Consider the following 15681-nt stretch of genomic DNA (forward strand, 5'->3'; position numbering starts at 1 on the left):
AGAGTGGGGCGCACGCCTACGTGCGCATAGGCCTGGCGTAGCAGGGCCCAGACCACACCCTTCACCGGCGCGCCGTGGGTGTCGATCTTGAAGCCGTCGTCCTCGTCGAAGTGGCCAGCCACATGCAGGGAGGCCACGCGGTGGGCCGGCACGCGGCGCAGGAAATCGAAGGCGTCGTAGCCATTGTTGCAGGCGTTGACGWAGACATTGTTGACGTCCAGCAGCAGGTCGCARTCGGCTTCGGCAAGCACGGCAGTGATGAACTCGATCTCGCTCATGTCGGCAGCGGGCACTGCGTAGTAGGAGATGTTCTCCACCGCGATACGACGCCCCAGGCTGTCCTGCACCTGGGCGATGCGACCGGCAATGTGGCGTACGGCCTCGGCGGTGAACGGCAGCGGCAGCAGGTCATAGAGGTGGCCCCCGGCGGCGCAGTAACTCAGGTGTTCGCTGTACAGCTGTACCTGGTGCAGGTCGAGAAAAGCGCGGGTCTGTTGCAGCAGCGTGCGGTCCAGTGGGTCCGGGCCGCCCAGCGACAGCGAAAGACCGTGGCAGGTCAGGCGGTGGCGCTCGCTCAGCTGGCGCAGCGCGGCACCGTGTGCACCGCCGACGCCGATCCAGTTGTCCGGCGAGCATTCGAGGAAGTCGATGGCATCGGCCGGCATCGCCAGCAGTTCATCGATCAGGCCTCGGCGCAGGCCGAGGCCCGCACTGGCGGTAGGCAAAGGCAGGGACATGGTGGGTACTCCGGGATGAGGTGCCGCCACAAGGGCGGCACCGGGTGCGGGCAATCAGTCGGCAACGCGYGAGAACAGGCCCTTCGGCATCGGCTTGCCATTGGCGGTATAGACGCTGCGCAGGTAGTCGTGCGCTTCCTGCTCGCTGATGTAACCGTCGTGGTCGGTGTCGATGCGGTCGAATTCGGCGGCACGTTTGGCGGCCACGGCATTGAACTCGGCACGCGACACCTTTCCGTCGTGGTCACGGTCGGTCCGGGCAAACGAGGCGTCGCCGCACTTGCCTTCGCCGCACTGGCCCTCGGCTACCTTGGCCTTGCCGGCGGGCTTGCTGGTGGTGGCCTTGTTGGCGCCGCACTTGCCTTCACCGCACTTGCCYTCGGCGGCGGCGCTCATGGCCACGGCACTGATCGCCAGCGACTGGATCGCGGCAGCCTGGCCGGCCAGCAGCAGGCCGCCGGCCAGGGCGATGCCGATGGCGCCGATGCGCGGCAGACGGGAAGCAGAGGTGTTATTGGTCGAGACGGACATGGTGATGACTCCTTGGGATGTGCACGCAGGGCGTGCGGGATGGACGCCGCTGGAAGGCGACGGAATGCGATGCGAGGAAGAGTGGGAGAGGGCGGAAGCGGATCAGGCGCTGCGGCGACGGCGCAGTACATGGGCCAGCAACAACGCGGCGCCGAGCAGGGCACCGCCGAAGCCGACGCCAGGCAGTAGTGCGGCGACCGGTAGCAGCAGCGCGATCAGGCTGCTGCCCCAGCCGAGGCCGTCATCGTCTGCGGCGGCGTGTTGCGGGCTGGCAAGCAGACGGTCCAGGCTGAGTGATCCGGCACCGTTGAGGATCAGCGGCAGCAGCATGGCCAGGAACAGCAGCGGCAGCTTGAAGTTGCCGTAGCCCTGGTCGGTGATCGCATAGCCCCGCCAGAGTTCATCCAGGCCGTTCCACTGGTCGGGCCAGTGCACGGCGGCGATGGCCACGATGGTGAGCACCCAGAAGATGTACGCCACCGAGCGCGTGGCCAGGCCCAGCAGCAGCATCACCGCGCCCACCAGTTCCAGCCAGGTGGCCAGCTGCCAGTTGAGCGAGGCGGGCAGGGTGGAGAAGGGGAACGGGAACCGGCCTTCCAGATCGGCGAACCAGTTCTGGCCGCCCAGCTTCTCGCGGCCGGATTCAAAGAATTCCCAGGCGAGCAGGGCGCGCAGGGCCAGCGGCGAAAGCCAGCGGCCGACGGCATCCAGGCGTGGGGTGTAGAGGGAGGAGGCGGTGCTGATCATGGGTGTGTCCTGCGGGCCGGTGGTCGATGGAGGCCATTTCGGGCCACGCAGGTATCGGCAACGTGTGCCGATGCCCGGGGTTTTGTCAGCGACTGTGGCTGCGGCAGGGGTTTCGTACAGTTGGATACAAAGACGCCGCATCGGGGGCGCATCGGCGCGTTGCGCGTCCGCGTGCGGGGAACGATATCCACCCGATGGCGCCGGGGCATGCCCAGCGGCCGAATGTATCCCACTGTAGGAACCCGCCGCCGCCCTACAGTCCGGTACAACTCGGCATCACAGCGAAACAGCAGCGATACACCGGCACGCGGAAATGGCCACTCCCAACACCGGAGTGCCACCCATGATCCGCACCACCCTGCTTGCCGCTGCCCTGGCCCTGGCCGGCGCCGCCACCCCCGCCTTCGCCGTGCAGGCCGATGCCGGCGCGCCGCCCACCATCATCCTGGTGCATGGCGCCTTCGCCGATGGCTCCAGCTGGAACAAGGTCATCGGCACCCTGCATGCCTGGAAGCTGCCGGCGGTGGCGGTACAGAATCCGCTCACCTCGCTGGCCGATGACGTTGCCGCTACCCGTCGCGCGATCGCTGCCGCGCCCGGCAAGGTGGTGCTGGTCGGCCACWSCTGGGGCGGCACSGTSATCACCGAAGCGGGCGACGATCCCAAGGTGCAGGCGCTGGTCTACGTGGCCGCGTTCGCACCGGATGTCGGCCAGTCCTCCGCGCAGCAGGGCGAAGGCTTCCCGGTCGGCCCCGGGCTGACCCGCCTGCAGGAGAAAGACGGTTACCTGACCCTGCCGGCCGATGCCATCGCCCAGGATTTCGCACCCGACGTGATGAAGAAGGCCGCCGCCCTGCTGTACAGCACGCAGGTGCCGTTGAAGGCCAGTGCGCTGGGTGAGGCCGTGACCACGGCGGCATGGCGCAGCAAGCCGAGCTGGTACGTGGTCAGCCGCGATGACCGCATGCTCTCGCCGCAGCTGCAGGTCGCCACCGCGCAGCGCATTGGCGCGCAGCTGCAGTCGATCGGCAGCAGCCATGTCTCGCTGCTCTCGCACCCCGCGCAGGTGGCCGACAGCATCCTGGAAGCTGCCGGTGTGAAGCCGGCCGAGCTGCCGCTGGCCGAGCAGGGGGGCTGAGCAATGGCCACGCTTCGTGCGTATACCGTGCCGCTGCTGCTGTCCCTGCTCGGCGCCGTTGCGCTGCTGCTTGCGTGGCCAAGCCCCGAAGCCGGTGCACAGACTGCCGAGGCCGCACCCGCTGCGGGATTCAGCGGCGGTGGGCCATGGCACAACAGCCCGCCGCTGACCCTGCAGCAGCTGCGCGGGCAGGTGGTGCTGGTCGAATTCTGGACCTACACCTGCAGCAACTGCCTCAACGTGGCGCCGTACGTTCACCAGTGGCATCGCCGATACGCGGAACAGGGCCTGCACGTGATCGGCGTGCACACCCCCGAATTCGCGTATGAAGGGCTGCCGGGGAACCTGCGCCGTGCGATCCACCGGCTGGATATCACCTGGCCGGTGGTGCAGGACAACCAGTACCGGATCTGGAACGCGTGGGGTAACCGTTTCTGGCCCGCGCTGTACCTGATCGACCGGCAGGGGCGGGTGGTCTACCGGCACTACGGTGAAGGCGACTATGCGCGTACCGAAAGCGAGATCCAGCGCCTGCTGGCCAGCCCCTGAGCCGCGCTACCATGGCCGCGTTGCGCGGCTTCGCCCCTGCCTCGATCGAGAATACGATGAACCACGTACCGCACATCCTTGTCGTCGACGATGACAGCGACATCCGCCAGATGCTGGCCGACTACCTGCAGCGCAACGGCCTGCGCGTCAGCCAGGCCGATGGTGGCCGCGCGATGCGCGCGCTGATGGACACCCATGCAGTGGACCTGGTGGTGCTGGATGTGATGATGCCCGGCGAGGATGGCTTGAGCCTGTGCCGCAACCTGCGGGCCGGCAAGCACCGCGCCGTGCCGGTGGTGCTGCTGACCGCCCGCGATGATGAGACCGACCGCATCATCGGCCTGGAAATGGGCGCCGATGATTACGTGACCAAACCGTTCTCCTCGCGCGAACTGCTGGCACGCATCAACGCGGTGATCCGCCGCACGCAGATGCTGCCGCCGAACCTGCAGGTGAGCGAAGCCGGCCGCCAGCTGGCCTTCGGCGAATGGCGCCTGGATACCACCGCCCGCCACCTGCTGGACGCGCAGGACACCGCCTATCCGCTCAGCGGCGCCGAGTTCCGGCTGCTGCGCGTGTTCCTTGACCACGCCAACCGTGTGCTCAGCCGCGACCAGCTGCTCAGCCTCACCCAGGGCCGCGATGCGGAGCTGTTCGACCGCTCGATCGACCTGCTGGTCAGCCGCGTGCGCCAGCGCCTGGGCGACGATGCGCGTGAGCCGACCTACATCAAGACCGTGCGCAGCGAAGGCTATGTGTTCAGCGTGCCGGTGCAGTTGCTGGGGCCGGAGGAATGAACGCCGCGGCGCGCCGCCTGCCGTGGCCGCGCACGCTGTCGGCGCGGCTGCTGCTGTTGCTGCTGGGTGGGCTGACTCTGGCCCATGCGCTGTCGTTCGGCCTGCTGTTCTACGAGCGCTACCAGTCCACCCGCAGCATGATGCTGCGCAACCTCGACGAGGACGTGGCCGTAAGCGTGGCCTTGCTGGAGCGCTTGCCCGCCAGCGAGCGCGAAGCGTGGGTGCCGCGTCTGGAACGGCGAACCTACCGCTATCTGCTGCGCCCGGCCGCGGCCGGCCCTGCGCCGGAGACTGATCGTGCGCGGCAGGTCACCAGCATCATCGATGACAGTCTGTGGCATCGATATCCGCTGCAGGCGCGGCAGGTCTCGCGTATGCCCGAGCGCTTCGAAGTGGAGCTGCGCCTGCACGACGGCACGCCGCTGACCATCGAGGTCACACCGTCCGGCCTGCCACTGGCACGCTGGTTACCGCTGGTGCTGATGGCGCAGCTGGCGCTGCTGCTGCTGTGCGCATGGTTGGCGGTGCGGCTGGCGATGCGGCCGTTGGCACAGCTGTCGCACGCGATGGAGCACCTGCAGCCCGGCCAGGACGGGCCGGCGCTGCCTGAAGACGGTCCCGCGGAGGTAGGCACCGCAGCAACGGCACTCAACGCACTGCAGGCCCGCATCCGGGGTCATGTCAGTGAACGCCTGCAGATCCTGGCGGCGATCTCGCACGATCTGCAGACGCCGATCACGCGGATGAAGCTGCGGGTGGAAACGCTGCCTGAAGACGCCACCCAGCAACGGCTGCTGGCCGACCTGGACCATCTGGGACAGCTGGTACGCGAAGGCGTGGCGTACGCGCGCAGCAGCCATGTGGCCAGTGGTGAGCCGGTGGCAATGGATCTGGCGGCATTCCTGTCCAGCGTGGTCGGCGATTACCAGGACGTGGGCAAGCCAGTCAGTGGTGGCGCCCCGAGCGGCCTGATCGTGCAGACGTGGCCGCAACCACTGCGGCGGGTGGTCGGCAATCTGGTCGACAACGCTTTGCGCTATGCCGGGAGCGCGGAGATTGATGCCGGTCGCGACGAGGTGGGCAGGGTGTGGATTCGGATTTCCGATCGTGGCCCCGGTATTCCCGAAGAGCAGCTGCAGGCGGTATTGGCGCCCTTCCATCGGCTGGAAAGCTCACGCAACCGGGATACCGGCGGTACCGGGCTCGGTCTGGCCATCGCCGTGCAGCTGGCGCAATCGCTCGGTGGTTCTCTACGGCTGCACAATCGCGAGGGCGGCGGTTTGCAGGCGCTGTTGCAGTTACCGGCCTGAAGTCTGGCGGGGCAGGCCATCCACGCATGGCGTGGATCTACTGCATCGTCACCGCCTTCATGACACGCTGCGGCCATGAAGGAAAGCACGCAATGACCGCAGGACGGCAGCGCTCGATGTGGGTGGCCGGTCTGTCCACGGTGGTGGAGTGGTACGACTTCACCCTGTACCTGTACTTCGCCACGGTGCTGTCGCGGGTGTTCTTCGGCGGTGGCGAAGAGGCGATGCTGGTCACCCTGGCCGGGTTCGCGGTGTCCTACCTGATGCGTCCGCTCGGTGCGCTGTGCTTCGGCCACCTGGGTGACCGGCTCGGCCGGCGCTGGATGCTGCTGGCTTCGATGGCGTTGATGGCCGCGGCCATGCTGGCCACCGCGTTGCTGCCGACCGCGGCAACTGCCGGTGCGACTGCTGGCGTGCTGTTGCTGATCCTGCGCTGCGTGATGGCCTTCTCCGTGGGCGGCGAATACACCGGCGTGGTCGCCTATCTTCTGGAAAGCGCGCCGGCGCGACGACGTGGCCTGGTCACCTCGCTGGCCTCGGCGGCCAGCGAAGTGGGCGCGTTGCTGGCGGTGGCGATCTCCGCGCTCACCGTGGCCCTGCTGCCTGCGCCGCAGCTGGACAGCTGGGGCTGGCGGATCCCGTTCTTCTTCGGCGCGGCGCTGGCACTGGTGATCCTGATCGCGCGTTCGGGCATGCACGAATCGCCGGAGTTCGAACGGCAGCGGCGCGAAGGCAGCATTCCGGCTACGCCGCTGCGGCACGTGCTGCGCAACCATCCTGGTGCGGTGGCGCGCACGTTCGCGATTTCCGCACTGGGTTCGATCACCTACTACGTGGGCATCACCTATGTGCCAGCATTCCTGCACGCACAGGGGCACGACGAAGGTGATGCGCTGTGGCTGTCGACGATTGCGGCGGTGGCGGTGATCGCGATCACCCCGCTGTGCGGGGCGCTGTCCGATCGCTTCGGGCGGCGTCCGCTGCTGCTGGGGCTGACGGTGCTGGCGGCGCTGCTGCCGCTGTCGATGTTCGGCTGGATGGCCTCTGCTGCGCCGTTGGGCATCGTGCTGGCAGCGGTGAGCCTGGCCTGTGTGGCCGGCGGTATCAGTGCGGTGGCGGCACCGGCCACGGCCGAGCAGTTCCCCGGCGAGGGCCGGGTCAGTGGTCTGGCGCTGGGGGTGACCATGGCCACCGCAGTGTTCGGCGGGGCGACGCCGTGGTTGGCGCAATGGTGGGTGGAACGCAGCGGCTGGGCGGCGGCACCGGGGGCGATGATCGCGCTGGTGGCGGTGCTGGTGCTGCCGGTGCTGTGGACGCTGCCGGAGACCGTGCCGAAGACCCGCCCCGTGTCCCGGGGCGGGCAGTGAGCGCTTAGACCTTCAGGGTCTGCTCGATGTCGGCCAGCACCGCGGCCGCATCCACGCCGATGGCGATGGACTGCAGGACATGGCCGTCCCACACGCTGGGGCCGAAACCCATGCCTTCCGGCTTGGGAATGGTCATGCCACGGGCGACGCCGTCGGTGGCCACACGCACGCTGGCGCGCTCGAACTGGAACAGCTCCGGGCGGGTCAGGGCGATGCAGGCGCAGCAGTCGTGCACGACCATGCCCTTGTGGCCGGCCTGCAGATAGAAGTCGACGTAGTCCTGCGACAGGGCGCGGACCAGTTCGGCATCGGCGCCGCCGATCGCGGCCAGCTTGTCCAGGCCGTCGCGGTTCATCTCGACGCGGGTGGTCACGTCCAGGCCGATCGCGGTGACCGGCCAGTGGGCGGTGAACACGATGTCGGCCGCTTCCGCATCGCCCCAGATGTTGGCCTCGGCCGCCGGGGTGATGTTGCCGTTGACGTGGAACGCACCGCCCATCAGTACCACGCCACGCACCAGGCCGGCGATGTCCGGGGCCTGCTGCAGGGCCAGCGCCAGGTTGGTCATGCGGCCGACCGCCACCAGGGTCACTTCACCCGGATGGGCGCGCACCAGGTCGATGATCAGCTGGTGCGCAGGACGGCTGTCGGCGGTTGCGTCCAGCGCTTCCGGCACCGGGTGGTTGCCCAGGCCGTTGTGGCCATGGATGTGTACCGGCCAGGCTTCCGGGGTGGCTTCGGGCTGCAGCGGGCCGTCGGCGCCGCGCGCGACCGGCGCGGACAGGCCCCAGGCCTGCTTCAGGTACAGCGCGTTGTGGGTGGTCGACTCCACCGAGGCATTGCCGAAGGTGGTGGTGACGCCGATCAGGTCGATCTGCGGGTGCTTGTGCAGGTACAGCAGCGCCAGCGCGTCGTCGACGCCCGGGTCGGTATCGAAAATGACTTTCAGCATGTTGTTGTTCTTCTTCTTCCGTGTGGTGCAGGGGGGCCGGCGGCCCCGAGGGCAGGCCGGCGCGCCCTACATTGTCCCATCTTCATGACAGGCAGGGCGAACCGGCGGCGGTGGTATCGTCTGCGGGCCCGAACCCGTCGCAAGGAGCTGCGCCATGCTGGCTGTGACCCTCGTCCTGATTGCCCTGGTGCTGGGGCTGAACCTGGTGGCCAGCTTCGTGGTGCTGGGCCGCGATGACCTTCCCGTCAGCAGTCGCGCCGGGCAGCTGCTGGTGGTGTGGCTGCTGCCACTCGTCGGCGCGATCGTGTGCATGGCGATGGCCACCGCCGATGGTTCGCCCGCGCGGGGCGATGGCACTGGCGGTGGCGCCTATGATTCTTCTGGTGGTTCCTCCGGCGACAGCCACAGCAGCCACAGCTACAGCAGCTCGGACTGCGGCAGCGGCGACAGCGGTGGGGGTGGTGACGGAGGCGGCTGCGGCGGCGGCGATTGAGGAGAGATTCCAGGTTGCCGGCCAGCGGCCGGCACTACCCGGACGTGACCTATCGAGGTTGCCGGCCAGGGGCCGGCACTACCGTGACCGGGCCTCGCCGGGGTAGTGCCGGCCGCTGGCCGGCAACCCCATGAACTCAGCTTCCGCCTTCGGTCGGCAATGGCGCAGGCACGTTCAACAATCCGCCGCTGGCCACATACGCAGCCAAGGCCTGGCCCTGGCTGAGCAGGTGGCGTTCCATCGTGCGTTCGGCGGCTGCAGCATCGCGCTGGCGGAAGCAGTCCATCAGTTCGCGGTGTTCGGCCAGCGACTGCGCGGTGCGGCCCGGCGCCAGCAGCTGGCGGCCGCGATGCATCTTCAGGATGCGGTGCAGGTCGTGGGTGATGCGGATCAGCCACGGGTTGCCGGCGTAATGCTGCACCGTCTCATGGATGAGGTAGTTGTTGCGGTAGTACTCGGCGATGTTGCCCTCGGCGGCCGCCGCTTCCATCGCCGCGTGCAGGTCTTCCAGCTGCTGCACGCCTGCGTCGTCGATGTGCTTGACCGCTTCATGCGCACATCGGCCTTCCAGCATCGCCATCACCGGGAACAGCTGGTTGAGGTCTTCCAGGGTAAGCCGGGTTACCCGTGCGCCGCGGCCGGCATCGATCTGCACCAGGCCTTCGGCGGCGAGCAGCTTCAGCGCTTCGCGCAGGGGCGTACGACTGATGGCCAGTTCCTCGCACAGCGCCGGTTCGTCGATCCACTCGCCCGGCGGCAGGCGGTAGTCGTAGATCCGCTCGCGCACGTGTTCGGCCACCTCCTCATACAGAGGGGCGCGCTTCTTCGGAGGACGCGGAGCGGGAGCGATGGCCATGCGGAAAGTGTAACGCCAGGTAGTGCCGGCCGCTGGCCGGCAACCCATGAACCCCCGGCCGAGGCCACCACCAGTGCGCCGTTGGTCGAGAACGGACTGACATCGACGATGGTGGAGGACACCGCCAGCGCGCATATCACGCCAGCGGCACTGAGATGACCCTGCATAAGGAACGGCACGGCCAGCGGAATGGTGGCACCCAGCACCGCCGCCGACGAGGCGAATGCGGAGACGATGCCGCCCACGTAGCAGACCAGCAGCGCGCCCAGCAGCGGGATGCCGATGCTGGAGACGCCGTGGCCGATGAAGTCCACGGCACACRGCAGGGCCAGCACCACTGCAACGGTGATCGAAACCAGGCCGACGTTGAGGTTGTAGATCAGCGCGGCCACACCCAGGCCGAGCAGGCCGATCAGGGTGAACAAGCGCTCGCGGGTCAGGCCCACCGCATCCAGTGCCACCGGATCGTTGGACAGGGTGCCACCACCGGCTGCGACCAGCGCACCGTGGCCTTCGATGGCGAACTGCCGCGACGAAGCCTGCGGGCCACCGGCCATCGCCAGCTCCGCGCTGCCCACCGTGCCCGCAGCAGTGATCGAACCGCGACGCAGCAGCGCGATGCCTCCGAAGGCGAAGAAGCAGATCGTGGCCATCATGAAGTTGAAGCCGAGGCTGGTCAGGAACACCGCCATTTCGGTGACTTCCAGGCCTGCCTTCTGCACCACGCCATTGGTGATGCTGCCGTACACGCTGATCGGCGAGAAGCCACCCGCCTGCGCGCCATGGATCACCAGCAGGCCCATCATCAACGGATTGATGTTGTACTGCTTGGCAAAGCGCAGCGCGACCGGGCCGATGATCGCAACCGCGGCCGGGCCCAGCGCGCCGAAGGCGGTCAGCACGGCGGTGATCACGAACATCACCCACGGGATGGCCACGATATGGCCGCGTACCGCTTTCACCGCCCAGTGCACCAGCAGGTCGATGGTGCCGTTCTTCTGCGCAATCGCGAACAGGTAGGTGATGCCGACCAGGGTCAGGAACAGGTCGCCCGGGAAGCCGGCGAGAACCTCCTTGCCCCCCATGTCGACCCAGAGCCCGCCGACGATGAAGGCCAGTGCGAAGGCGACGGCGCCCATGTTGATCGGCATCGCGGTGGCGACGATGAACATGATCACCAGACCGATGATCGTTGCAATTTGTGGAGTCATGCGCCCTCCCAGACACCTGATTCGCGTGTTGCACGGATGGAAGCCCGCCATCCCGGGGTATGGCCTGTTACGTACTGCGCGTTACGTACTGCTCAAACCCGTTATTGAAGCCGCTGCAGCGCGCTGCGGACCCACGCCGCCGCGCCGTCCAGGCTCTGGAATTCCTCGATCGCGCGTACCTCGCARCACGGATAGGCCGGCGCGATCATGCGTGCCAGTGCGTTGCCCGGGCCCAGCTGCAGGAACACCCGTGCGCCGCGCTCGAAGGCCTGGCGCATCACCTGTGCCCATTCGATGGTCTGTGCCAGCTGCGCGGACAGCGTGTGCACCACCGCTGCGGTGTCGCGCACCGGCCGTGCGTCGATGCCGGCCAGCAGCGGCAGGCGCGGCGCGTGCAACGTGGTGGCCTGCAGTGCGGCGGCGAACGGTGCGACCGCCGCCGACAGCAGTGGCGTATGCGCCGGCACATGTACCGGCAGCACGCGCACCTCGGCACCCTGTGCGTGCGCGGCAGCGGCCAGCGCACGCAGTGCCGGCAGCGTGCCGCCAACGATGAAATGATCTGTGCCGTTGGCAATCGCCACGTGCGTGCCGTGGATTTCGCACAATGTCTGCACCGTCTGTCGATCCAGCCCCAGCATCGCCTGCATTCCGGCATCGACCGGACTGACGGCGTCCATGAATCGTGCACGCTGCGCCGACAGGGACAGGCAGGTGGTCACGTCGAAACTATCGGCGATGGCATGTGCCGCCAGTTCGCCGATGCTGTACCCGGCCACCACGATCGGGTCCGGCACGGCGCCGCGCAGGGCATGCCAGTGCGCGATGCTGGCGGCGCACAGCAGCGGCTGCGCCTGTGCGTTGTCGAAGCGGTCGTCGGCGGCCGCGGCCGCGAACACATCGCGCCCCAGCGCGTCGCTCGCCGCATCCAGTACCGCGCGTGCAGCGGCCATGCCGCGCACATGGTCGAACATCGCCGGATGCTGCGCACCCTGTCCGGGGCAGAGCAGGGCCAGGCTCATGCGCCCTCCTGCTGCAGCAGGAACCAGGCGCAGGCCAGCAGATCGGCACTGCCACCCGGGCTGAGCCGACGCCTCACGAACGCATCGCCGATGGACTGCAGGCGCACGCGCCAGTCCGGCGCGAAGGCGCCACCGGCGGAAAGGAATGTGGCCGCTTGTTGTTGCGCCCAGCGCAGGCCCTCGGTACCGCCGCGATGCAGCAGGTTCAGATCGTCCACCTGTGCCACCAGCTGCATCAGCGTCTGGCACAACGCGGCGTCGCGCGGCAGGCCGCTGTCCAGCGCATGGCGCAGGGCAGGCAGGGCCAGCTCGCGCAGCACCGGGTAGCCGGCGGCAGCCTGTTCGCGTACGCCGCAGACCCCATGACGCGCACGTGCGCGCTGTCCCGGGCTGTGCGGGTCCAGCGGCGCAGCGATGAGTGCGTCATTCCACTGCTGAACTGCCAGGCACACCTGCGCGCCCGACACGGCATGGCCATGCACGCGCCTGCGCTCAGCGGCGGCGGCCACCAGCAGGCCAAGGCTGAAGATCGCACCGCGATGGGTGTTGATGCCGGCGGTGGCGACCAGCATGGCCGCTTCAGCGGCAATACCGTGATCGCGCAGCACCGTGAAGGGGGCGCCCGCGGCACCGGCCCTGGCCACCGCCGTGAAGTAGTGGCGCAGGGCGAAAAGACTGCGCAGGAAAGTGCCGGCATCCATGTCGTCATGGCTGCCGCTGTCGAACGGTGTGACCAGGCCCGGCTTCGGGGCGCACGCCAGCTCGGCGTGCAGGCTGGCAATGGCCAGCCGTCCCAGGCGTGCGCTGTCGACCACCGCGTCGCGTGACGGCAACGGCTTCGGGGCGGCGATCATGCGATCGCCTCGCGCGTGGCGAACAGTGCATCACGCGCTTCCAATGCGGCTCCATCAAGGCGTTTCACCAGTACCTGGCGACTGCGGCCGGCAAGTTCGCGCCAGTTCACTGCGCCACCATCGGGCAGGCACAGCTCGCCATCAAGGCGATGCGGATGGCGGGTCTGCCATGCCAGCAACTGCGCGATCAGCGCCTCGGCCTGCGCGGCATCGGTCACCTGCCACAGCAGGTCGATGTCCGAACGCTCATGTACATAGGGCAGGGCGGTCAGCCATTGCCAGGCGAAGGCGCCGAACACACGGGCCGGCGCCAGTGCCTGCAGGTCGTGGAGTGATTCCTGCCACGGCTGTGGAACACCTGCGTCGCCTGCTGCCAGCAGCTCGCTCAACGCCGGCGGAGCGCGCATGTGCGCGACGTCGCACAGCGGTACGCGCAACGACAGGCGCTGCTTGCCTTCGGCCGGTGGCAACGGAACGCCCAATCGCAGGCGCGTATCGGCATCATCCGCGGCACGACGCGCCACCACTGCAGGGAAGCCCTGCGCGAACCAGGCGGCAAGACGCGGCTCGTGCGCGGGCAGGTCGGCCCGCCAATCGGCATCGGCCGACAGCCAGACCAGCGTGTGCCGGGCGGGCCGCTCAGGCATTGCCCTGGCTCACAGCAGTGGCTACCTGCGCAGCCAGCGTACGGCCACCCCGTTCGGCGCCCAGTGCAGCGCGATGGTCACCGTCGACGGCTGCACGCAGTGCTTCAAGCAGGTGATGCGCCAGATCGCCATCCCACAGCGATTGCACTGCGCCCATCGCCACGTAGTTCTCCACGCCCGGTGCGAACACCGGCGAGGTCAGGCTGAGCGCCTGCAGTTTTTCCAACGGTTGCTTGGTCACCCGTGCCATCGCGCGCAGATCCATCACCCGCACCTGCGCATCGGGCAGGGCATGGATGAGGTCGGCCATCAGCCCGAACGACAGGAAGCCGCCGCTGACCGATTCGCCGTAGACCAGCGTGACCAGGCGCGCGCCACGGCGGCGGGCCAGGTCCAGGGTCTGTGCGAGGTGGGCGAAGTAGCCGTTGATGCCCAGCAGCTCATCGCGGCGCGCCAGCCGCTGGCCGGCGGTATCGACCAGCATCACGATGGGACGCTGCGGATGAGCAGCGGTGCTGGCCAGCACGGTGTCGGCCAGCACCAGCGCGTGGTCCACACCGACTTCGATCCTGTCGGTGGTGCCGATCACCGTCACCTCACCGTCGTCGGTGGTCGCTGTGCCGGTCAGTACCGAATCGTTCACCGCGATCGTATGGCCACGCGGGAACAGTGCGTCCAGCAGCGAATTCAATGGCAGGCTCATGGCAGGCTCCGGTGCGCAGTGGCGGCAAGGAAGGCATCGGTTTCCAGCAGCGCCAGACGTTCCGGGTCGGCAATGCCCTGGCGTACCCAGATCTGCAGGCCATCGTTGCAGTCRCCCCACGCCTGTACGCGCGCCTTCAACGCGGCGTGGCGTGCCTGCAGCGCTGCCAGTGCCGCGTCGGGGTCGGCGCTGGCGGTGTCGGGCTGCAGCGCATCCGAGGCGGCCTCGGCGAACGCGCTGATCGCATCGGGCACCAGCACCTGCGCCTGGTCGATCAGGTAGCGGTGCTTGCCACCGGTCACCCGCCACACCAATGCGCGGTCGCGCGAATCGAATTCCTCCACGCCGCGCACGGTCTCGATCACTTCGGGGCCTGACAGCGACAGCCGTCCTTCTTCGGACATGATCACCGTGCTGCAGCAGCGGGCGACGATACCCATGCCACCGAAGGCGCCGTTGCCACTGCCAATCAGTGCCACCACCGGTACCCCGGCCGCCCGCGCGCCGAGCGTGGCGCGCATGATTTCTGAAATGGCGATCAATCCCGCATTGGCTTCATGCAGGCGCACACCGCCGGTATCGAGCAGCAGCAGCACGCCATCGGGATGGGTGTCCGCCGCGCGGCGCAGCAGGCCGGTCAACTTGGCGCCATGCACCTCACCCACGCCGCCGCCCATGAATTCACCCTGCTGTGCGGCTACCAGCACGTGCTTGCCGTGCAGGCGTCCCTCGCCGACGACGATGCCATCGTCGAACGCGGCCGGCTGGTCCAGCTGCGCCAGATGCGGGCTGATGGCGCGCTGGGCTGGGCCGAGAAATTCGCGGAACGATCCTGCATCAAGCAGCCCGGCGATGCGCGCGCGGGCATCAGCTTCGTAATAGCTGGTGCGCTGTGCGAGCGTCATGGCTGGCCTCCGGCAAGCAGGGTCTCGACGGCCTGGTCCAGGCGCAGGCTGACCACCGCCGGTGTAGCGCCGGCATCGTTGATCGACACGCGTACATCGCGCAGGGGATGACGCTGGGCGAAGTCGGCGATCACCGCCTGCCATACCGTGCCGAAGCCACGTGCAGCGGTGATGATGCGCACGGTCATCGCACCGTCCAGGTCGGCCGGTTCCAGCAGGATTTCCAGGTTGCCCGAGGCCAGTACGCCCACCAGCACCGCATCGGTGGGGAAGCGCACGGGCGTCGTGCCGGCGAATCGATAGTCGAGGGTTTCCATGGCGTGGCCCTTACCAGTTGCGGAAGCGCTTGGGCGGGTCGTACAGACCGCCGGACCAGCGCACCAGGTCTTTCACCGAACGCGCGGCAAGAAGATCGCGGCTGGCATCGCGCACGTTGATGCCGAGATCGTCCGGGCGGCGGATCACTCCGCGGTCGCGCAGGTTTTCCACCATGGCGCGGTCCCGTCCCCTGCCCACGGCGGTATAGCCGGCCACGCCGCGGATCGCCTGCTCGCGCTCTTCCGGGCTGCGGCATAGCAGCAGGTTGGCGATGCCTTCYTCGGTSAGCAMATGRCTGACGTCGTCGCCGTAGATCATCACCGGCGGCAGCGGCATGCTCGCGCGCTCGGCCAGGTCCCAGGCATCGAGGCGGTCGACGAAGGCCGGCGCCATGTGCTCGCGGAAGGTTTCCACCATCTGCACCACCAGTTTGCGCCCGCGTGGCATCTCGCCGGGCCGCGCGGCCTGCTGGCCGGCCTTGATCCAGGCGTCGCTGGCGTGGCGGCGGCCGCGTGCATCCGAACCCATGTTGGGTGCACCGCCA

Annotated in this window: 18 protein-coding genes and 1 pseudogene; 6 read left to right on the top strand and 13 right to left on the bottom strand. The window is 68.3% G+C overall.

All coding sequences use genetic code 11. From position 1 onward, the window contains the following. The 3 genes from AC1VAN_RS03820 to AC1VAN_RS03830 all read right to left on the bottom strand — a co-directional run. Nucleotides 1–737 (bottom strand): HvfB family MNIO-type RiPP peptide maturase (locus AC1VAN_RS03820; RefSeq protein WP_480985301.1); only part of this gene is annotated, 737 nt, incomplete at its 3' end. 54 nt (nt 738–791) lie between these two features. Beyond that, complete coding sequence (locus tag AC1VAN_RS03825; RefSeq protein ID WP_442251626.1) at nt 792–1268, bottom strand: HvfA family oxazolone/thioamide-modified RiPP metallophore; 477 nt, start codon at nt 1266–1268, stop codon at nt 792–794. A 102-nt stretch (nt 1269–1370) separates the two neighbouring features. After that, entirely contained in the window at nt 1371–2015 is a 645-nt protein-coding gene (locus AC1VAN_RS03830) for an HvfX family Cu-binding RiPP maturation protein (RefSeq protein WP_025873911.1), read from the bottom strand. Between the two features lie 343 nt (nt 2016–2358). Between AC1VAN_RS03830 and AC1VAN_RS03835 the strand changes: the two genes are divergently transcribed. From AC1VAN_RS03835 to AC1VAN_RS03855, 5 genes are all read left to right on the top strand, one after another. After that, a complete protein-coding gene (locus AC1VAN_RS03835) occupies nt 2359–3153 on the top strand; it encodes an alpha/beta fold hydrolase (protein ID WP_480985302.1) in 795 nt (264 codons plus the stop codon). 3 nt (nt 3154–3156) lie between these two features. After that, a complete protein-coding gene (locus tag AC1VAN_RS03840; protein WP_032975919.1) occupies nt 3157–3702 on the top strand; it encodes a redoxin family protein in 546 nt (181 codons plus the stop codon). Nucleotides 3703–3758: 56 nt separating this feature from the next. After that, complete coding sequence (locus tag AC1VAN_RS03845; RefSeq protein ID WP_025873908.1) at nt 3759–4499, top strand: response regulator; 741 nt, start codon at nt 3759–3761, stop codon at nt 4497–4499. After that, nucleotides 4496–5809 (top strand): sensor histidine kinase, encoded by a 1314-nt coding sequence (locus tag AC1VAN_RS03850; protein ID WP_442251627.1) that lies wholly within the window; start codon nt 4496–4498, stop codon nt 5807–5809. Before AC1VAN_RS03845 ends, AC1VAN_RS03850 begins: the two co-directional genes overlap by 4 nt. Nucleotides 5810–5901: 92 nt before the next feature. Then, nucleotides 5902–7176 carry an MFS transporter gene (locus AC1VAN_RS03855; protein WP_033832073.1) on the top strand — a complete coding sequence of 425 codons (1275 nt, stop codon included), beginning with the start codon at nt 5902–5904 and terminating at the stop codon, nt 7174–7176. 4 nt (nt 7177–7180) lie between these two features. On the opposite strand, the gene AC1VAN_RS03860 is transcribed toward AC1VAN_RS03855, so the two are convergent. After that, nucleotides 7181–8128 carry a nucleoside hydrolase gene (locus tag AC1VAN_RS03860; RefSeq protein ID WP_032975923.1) on the bottom strand — a complete coding sequence of 316 codons (948 nt, stop codon included), beginning with the start codon at nt 8126–8128 and terminating at the stop codon, nt 7181–7183. Between the two features lie 154 nt (nt 8129–8282). On the opposite strand from AC1VAN_RS03860, the gene AC1VAN_RS03865 reads away from it, so the two are divergent. Then, nucleotides 8283–8621 carry a hypothetical protein gene (locus tag AC1VAN_RS03865; protein ID WP_442251628.1) on the top strand — a complete coding sequence of 113 codons (339 nt, stop codon included), beginning with the start codon at nt 8283–8285 and terminating at the stop codon, nt 8619–8621. 136 nt (nt 8622–8757) lie between these two features. Here AC1VAN_RS03865 and AC1VAN_RS03870 read toward each other — a convergent pair whose 3' ends face one another. The 9 genes and pseudogenes from AC1VAN_RS03870 to AC1VAN_RS03910 all read right to left on the bottom strand — a co-directional run. Beyond that, nucleotides 8758–9477 (bottom strand): GntR family transcriptional regulator, encoded by a 720-nt coding sequence (locus AC1VAN_RS03870; protein WP_032975925.1) that lies wholly within the window; start codon nt 9475–9477, stop codon nt 8758–8760. Between the two features lie 56 nt (nt 9478–9533). Next, a pseudogene (locus AC1VAN_RS03875) lies at nt 9534–10688 on the bottom strand (SLC13 family permease); the annotation flags it as partial. Nucleotides 10689–10789: 101 nt separating this feature from the next. Then, entirely contained in the window at nt 10790–11710 is a 921-nt protein-coding gene (gene mdcH, locus AC1VAN_RS03880; protein WP_478013565.1) for a malonate decarboxylase subunit epsilon, read from the bottom strand. Further along, nucleotides 11707–12564 carry a triphosphoribosyl-dephospho-CoA synthase MdcB gene (gene mdcB, locus AC1VAN_RS03885; RefSeq protein ID WP_080149433.1) on the bottom strand — a complete coding sequence of 286 codons (858 nt, stop codon included), beginning with the start codon at nt 12562–12564 and terminating at the stop codon, nt 11707–11709. Before mdcB ends, mdcH begins: the two co-directional genes overlap by 4 nt. After that, a complete protein-coding gene (gene mdcG, locus AC1VAN_RS03890; RefSeq protein ID WP_099783206.1) occupies nt 12561–13211 on the bottom strand; it encodes a malonate decarboxylase holo-[acyl-carrier-protein] synthase in 651 nt (216 codons plus the stop codon). Before mdcG ends, mdcB begins: the two co-directional genes overlap by 4 nt. Continuing rightward, nucleotides 13204–13908: a biotin-independent malonate decarboxylase subunit gamma gene (gene mdcE, locus AC1VAN_RS03895; protein WP_100436585.1), complete on the bottom strand. Its 705-nt coding sequence runs from the start codon at nt 13906–13908 to the stop codon at nt 13204–13206. Before mdcE ends, mdcG begins: the two co-directional genes overlap by 8 nt. A gap of 2 nt (nt 13909–13910) precedes the next feature. Next, nucleotides 13911–14819, bottom strand: a complete 909-nt coding sequence (locus AC1VAN_RS03900; RefSeq protein ID WP_478013564.1) for a biotin-independent malonate decarboxylase subunit beta — start codon at nt 14817–14819, stop codon at nt 13911–13913. Next, entirely contained in the window at nt 14816–15136 is a 321-nt protein-coding gene (mdcC, locus tag AC1VAN_RS03905) for a malonate decarboxylase acyl carrier protein (RefSeq protein ID WP_032975933.1), read from the bottom strand. The genes AC1VAN_RS03900 and mdcC overlap by 4 nt, the downstream gene beginning before the upstream one ends. Nucleotides 15137–15146: 10 nt before the next feature. Continuing rightward, nucleotides 15147–15681 (bottom strand): malonate decarboxylase subunit alpha (locus AC1VAN_RS03910; protein WP_480985303.1); only part of this gene is annotated, 535 nt, incomplete at its 5' end.

This window comes from Stenotrophomonas sp. 05L44_2 (genome assembly GCF_056665995.1).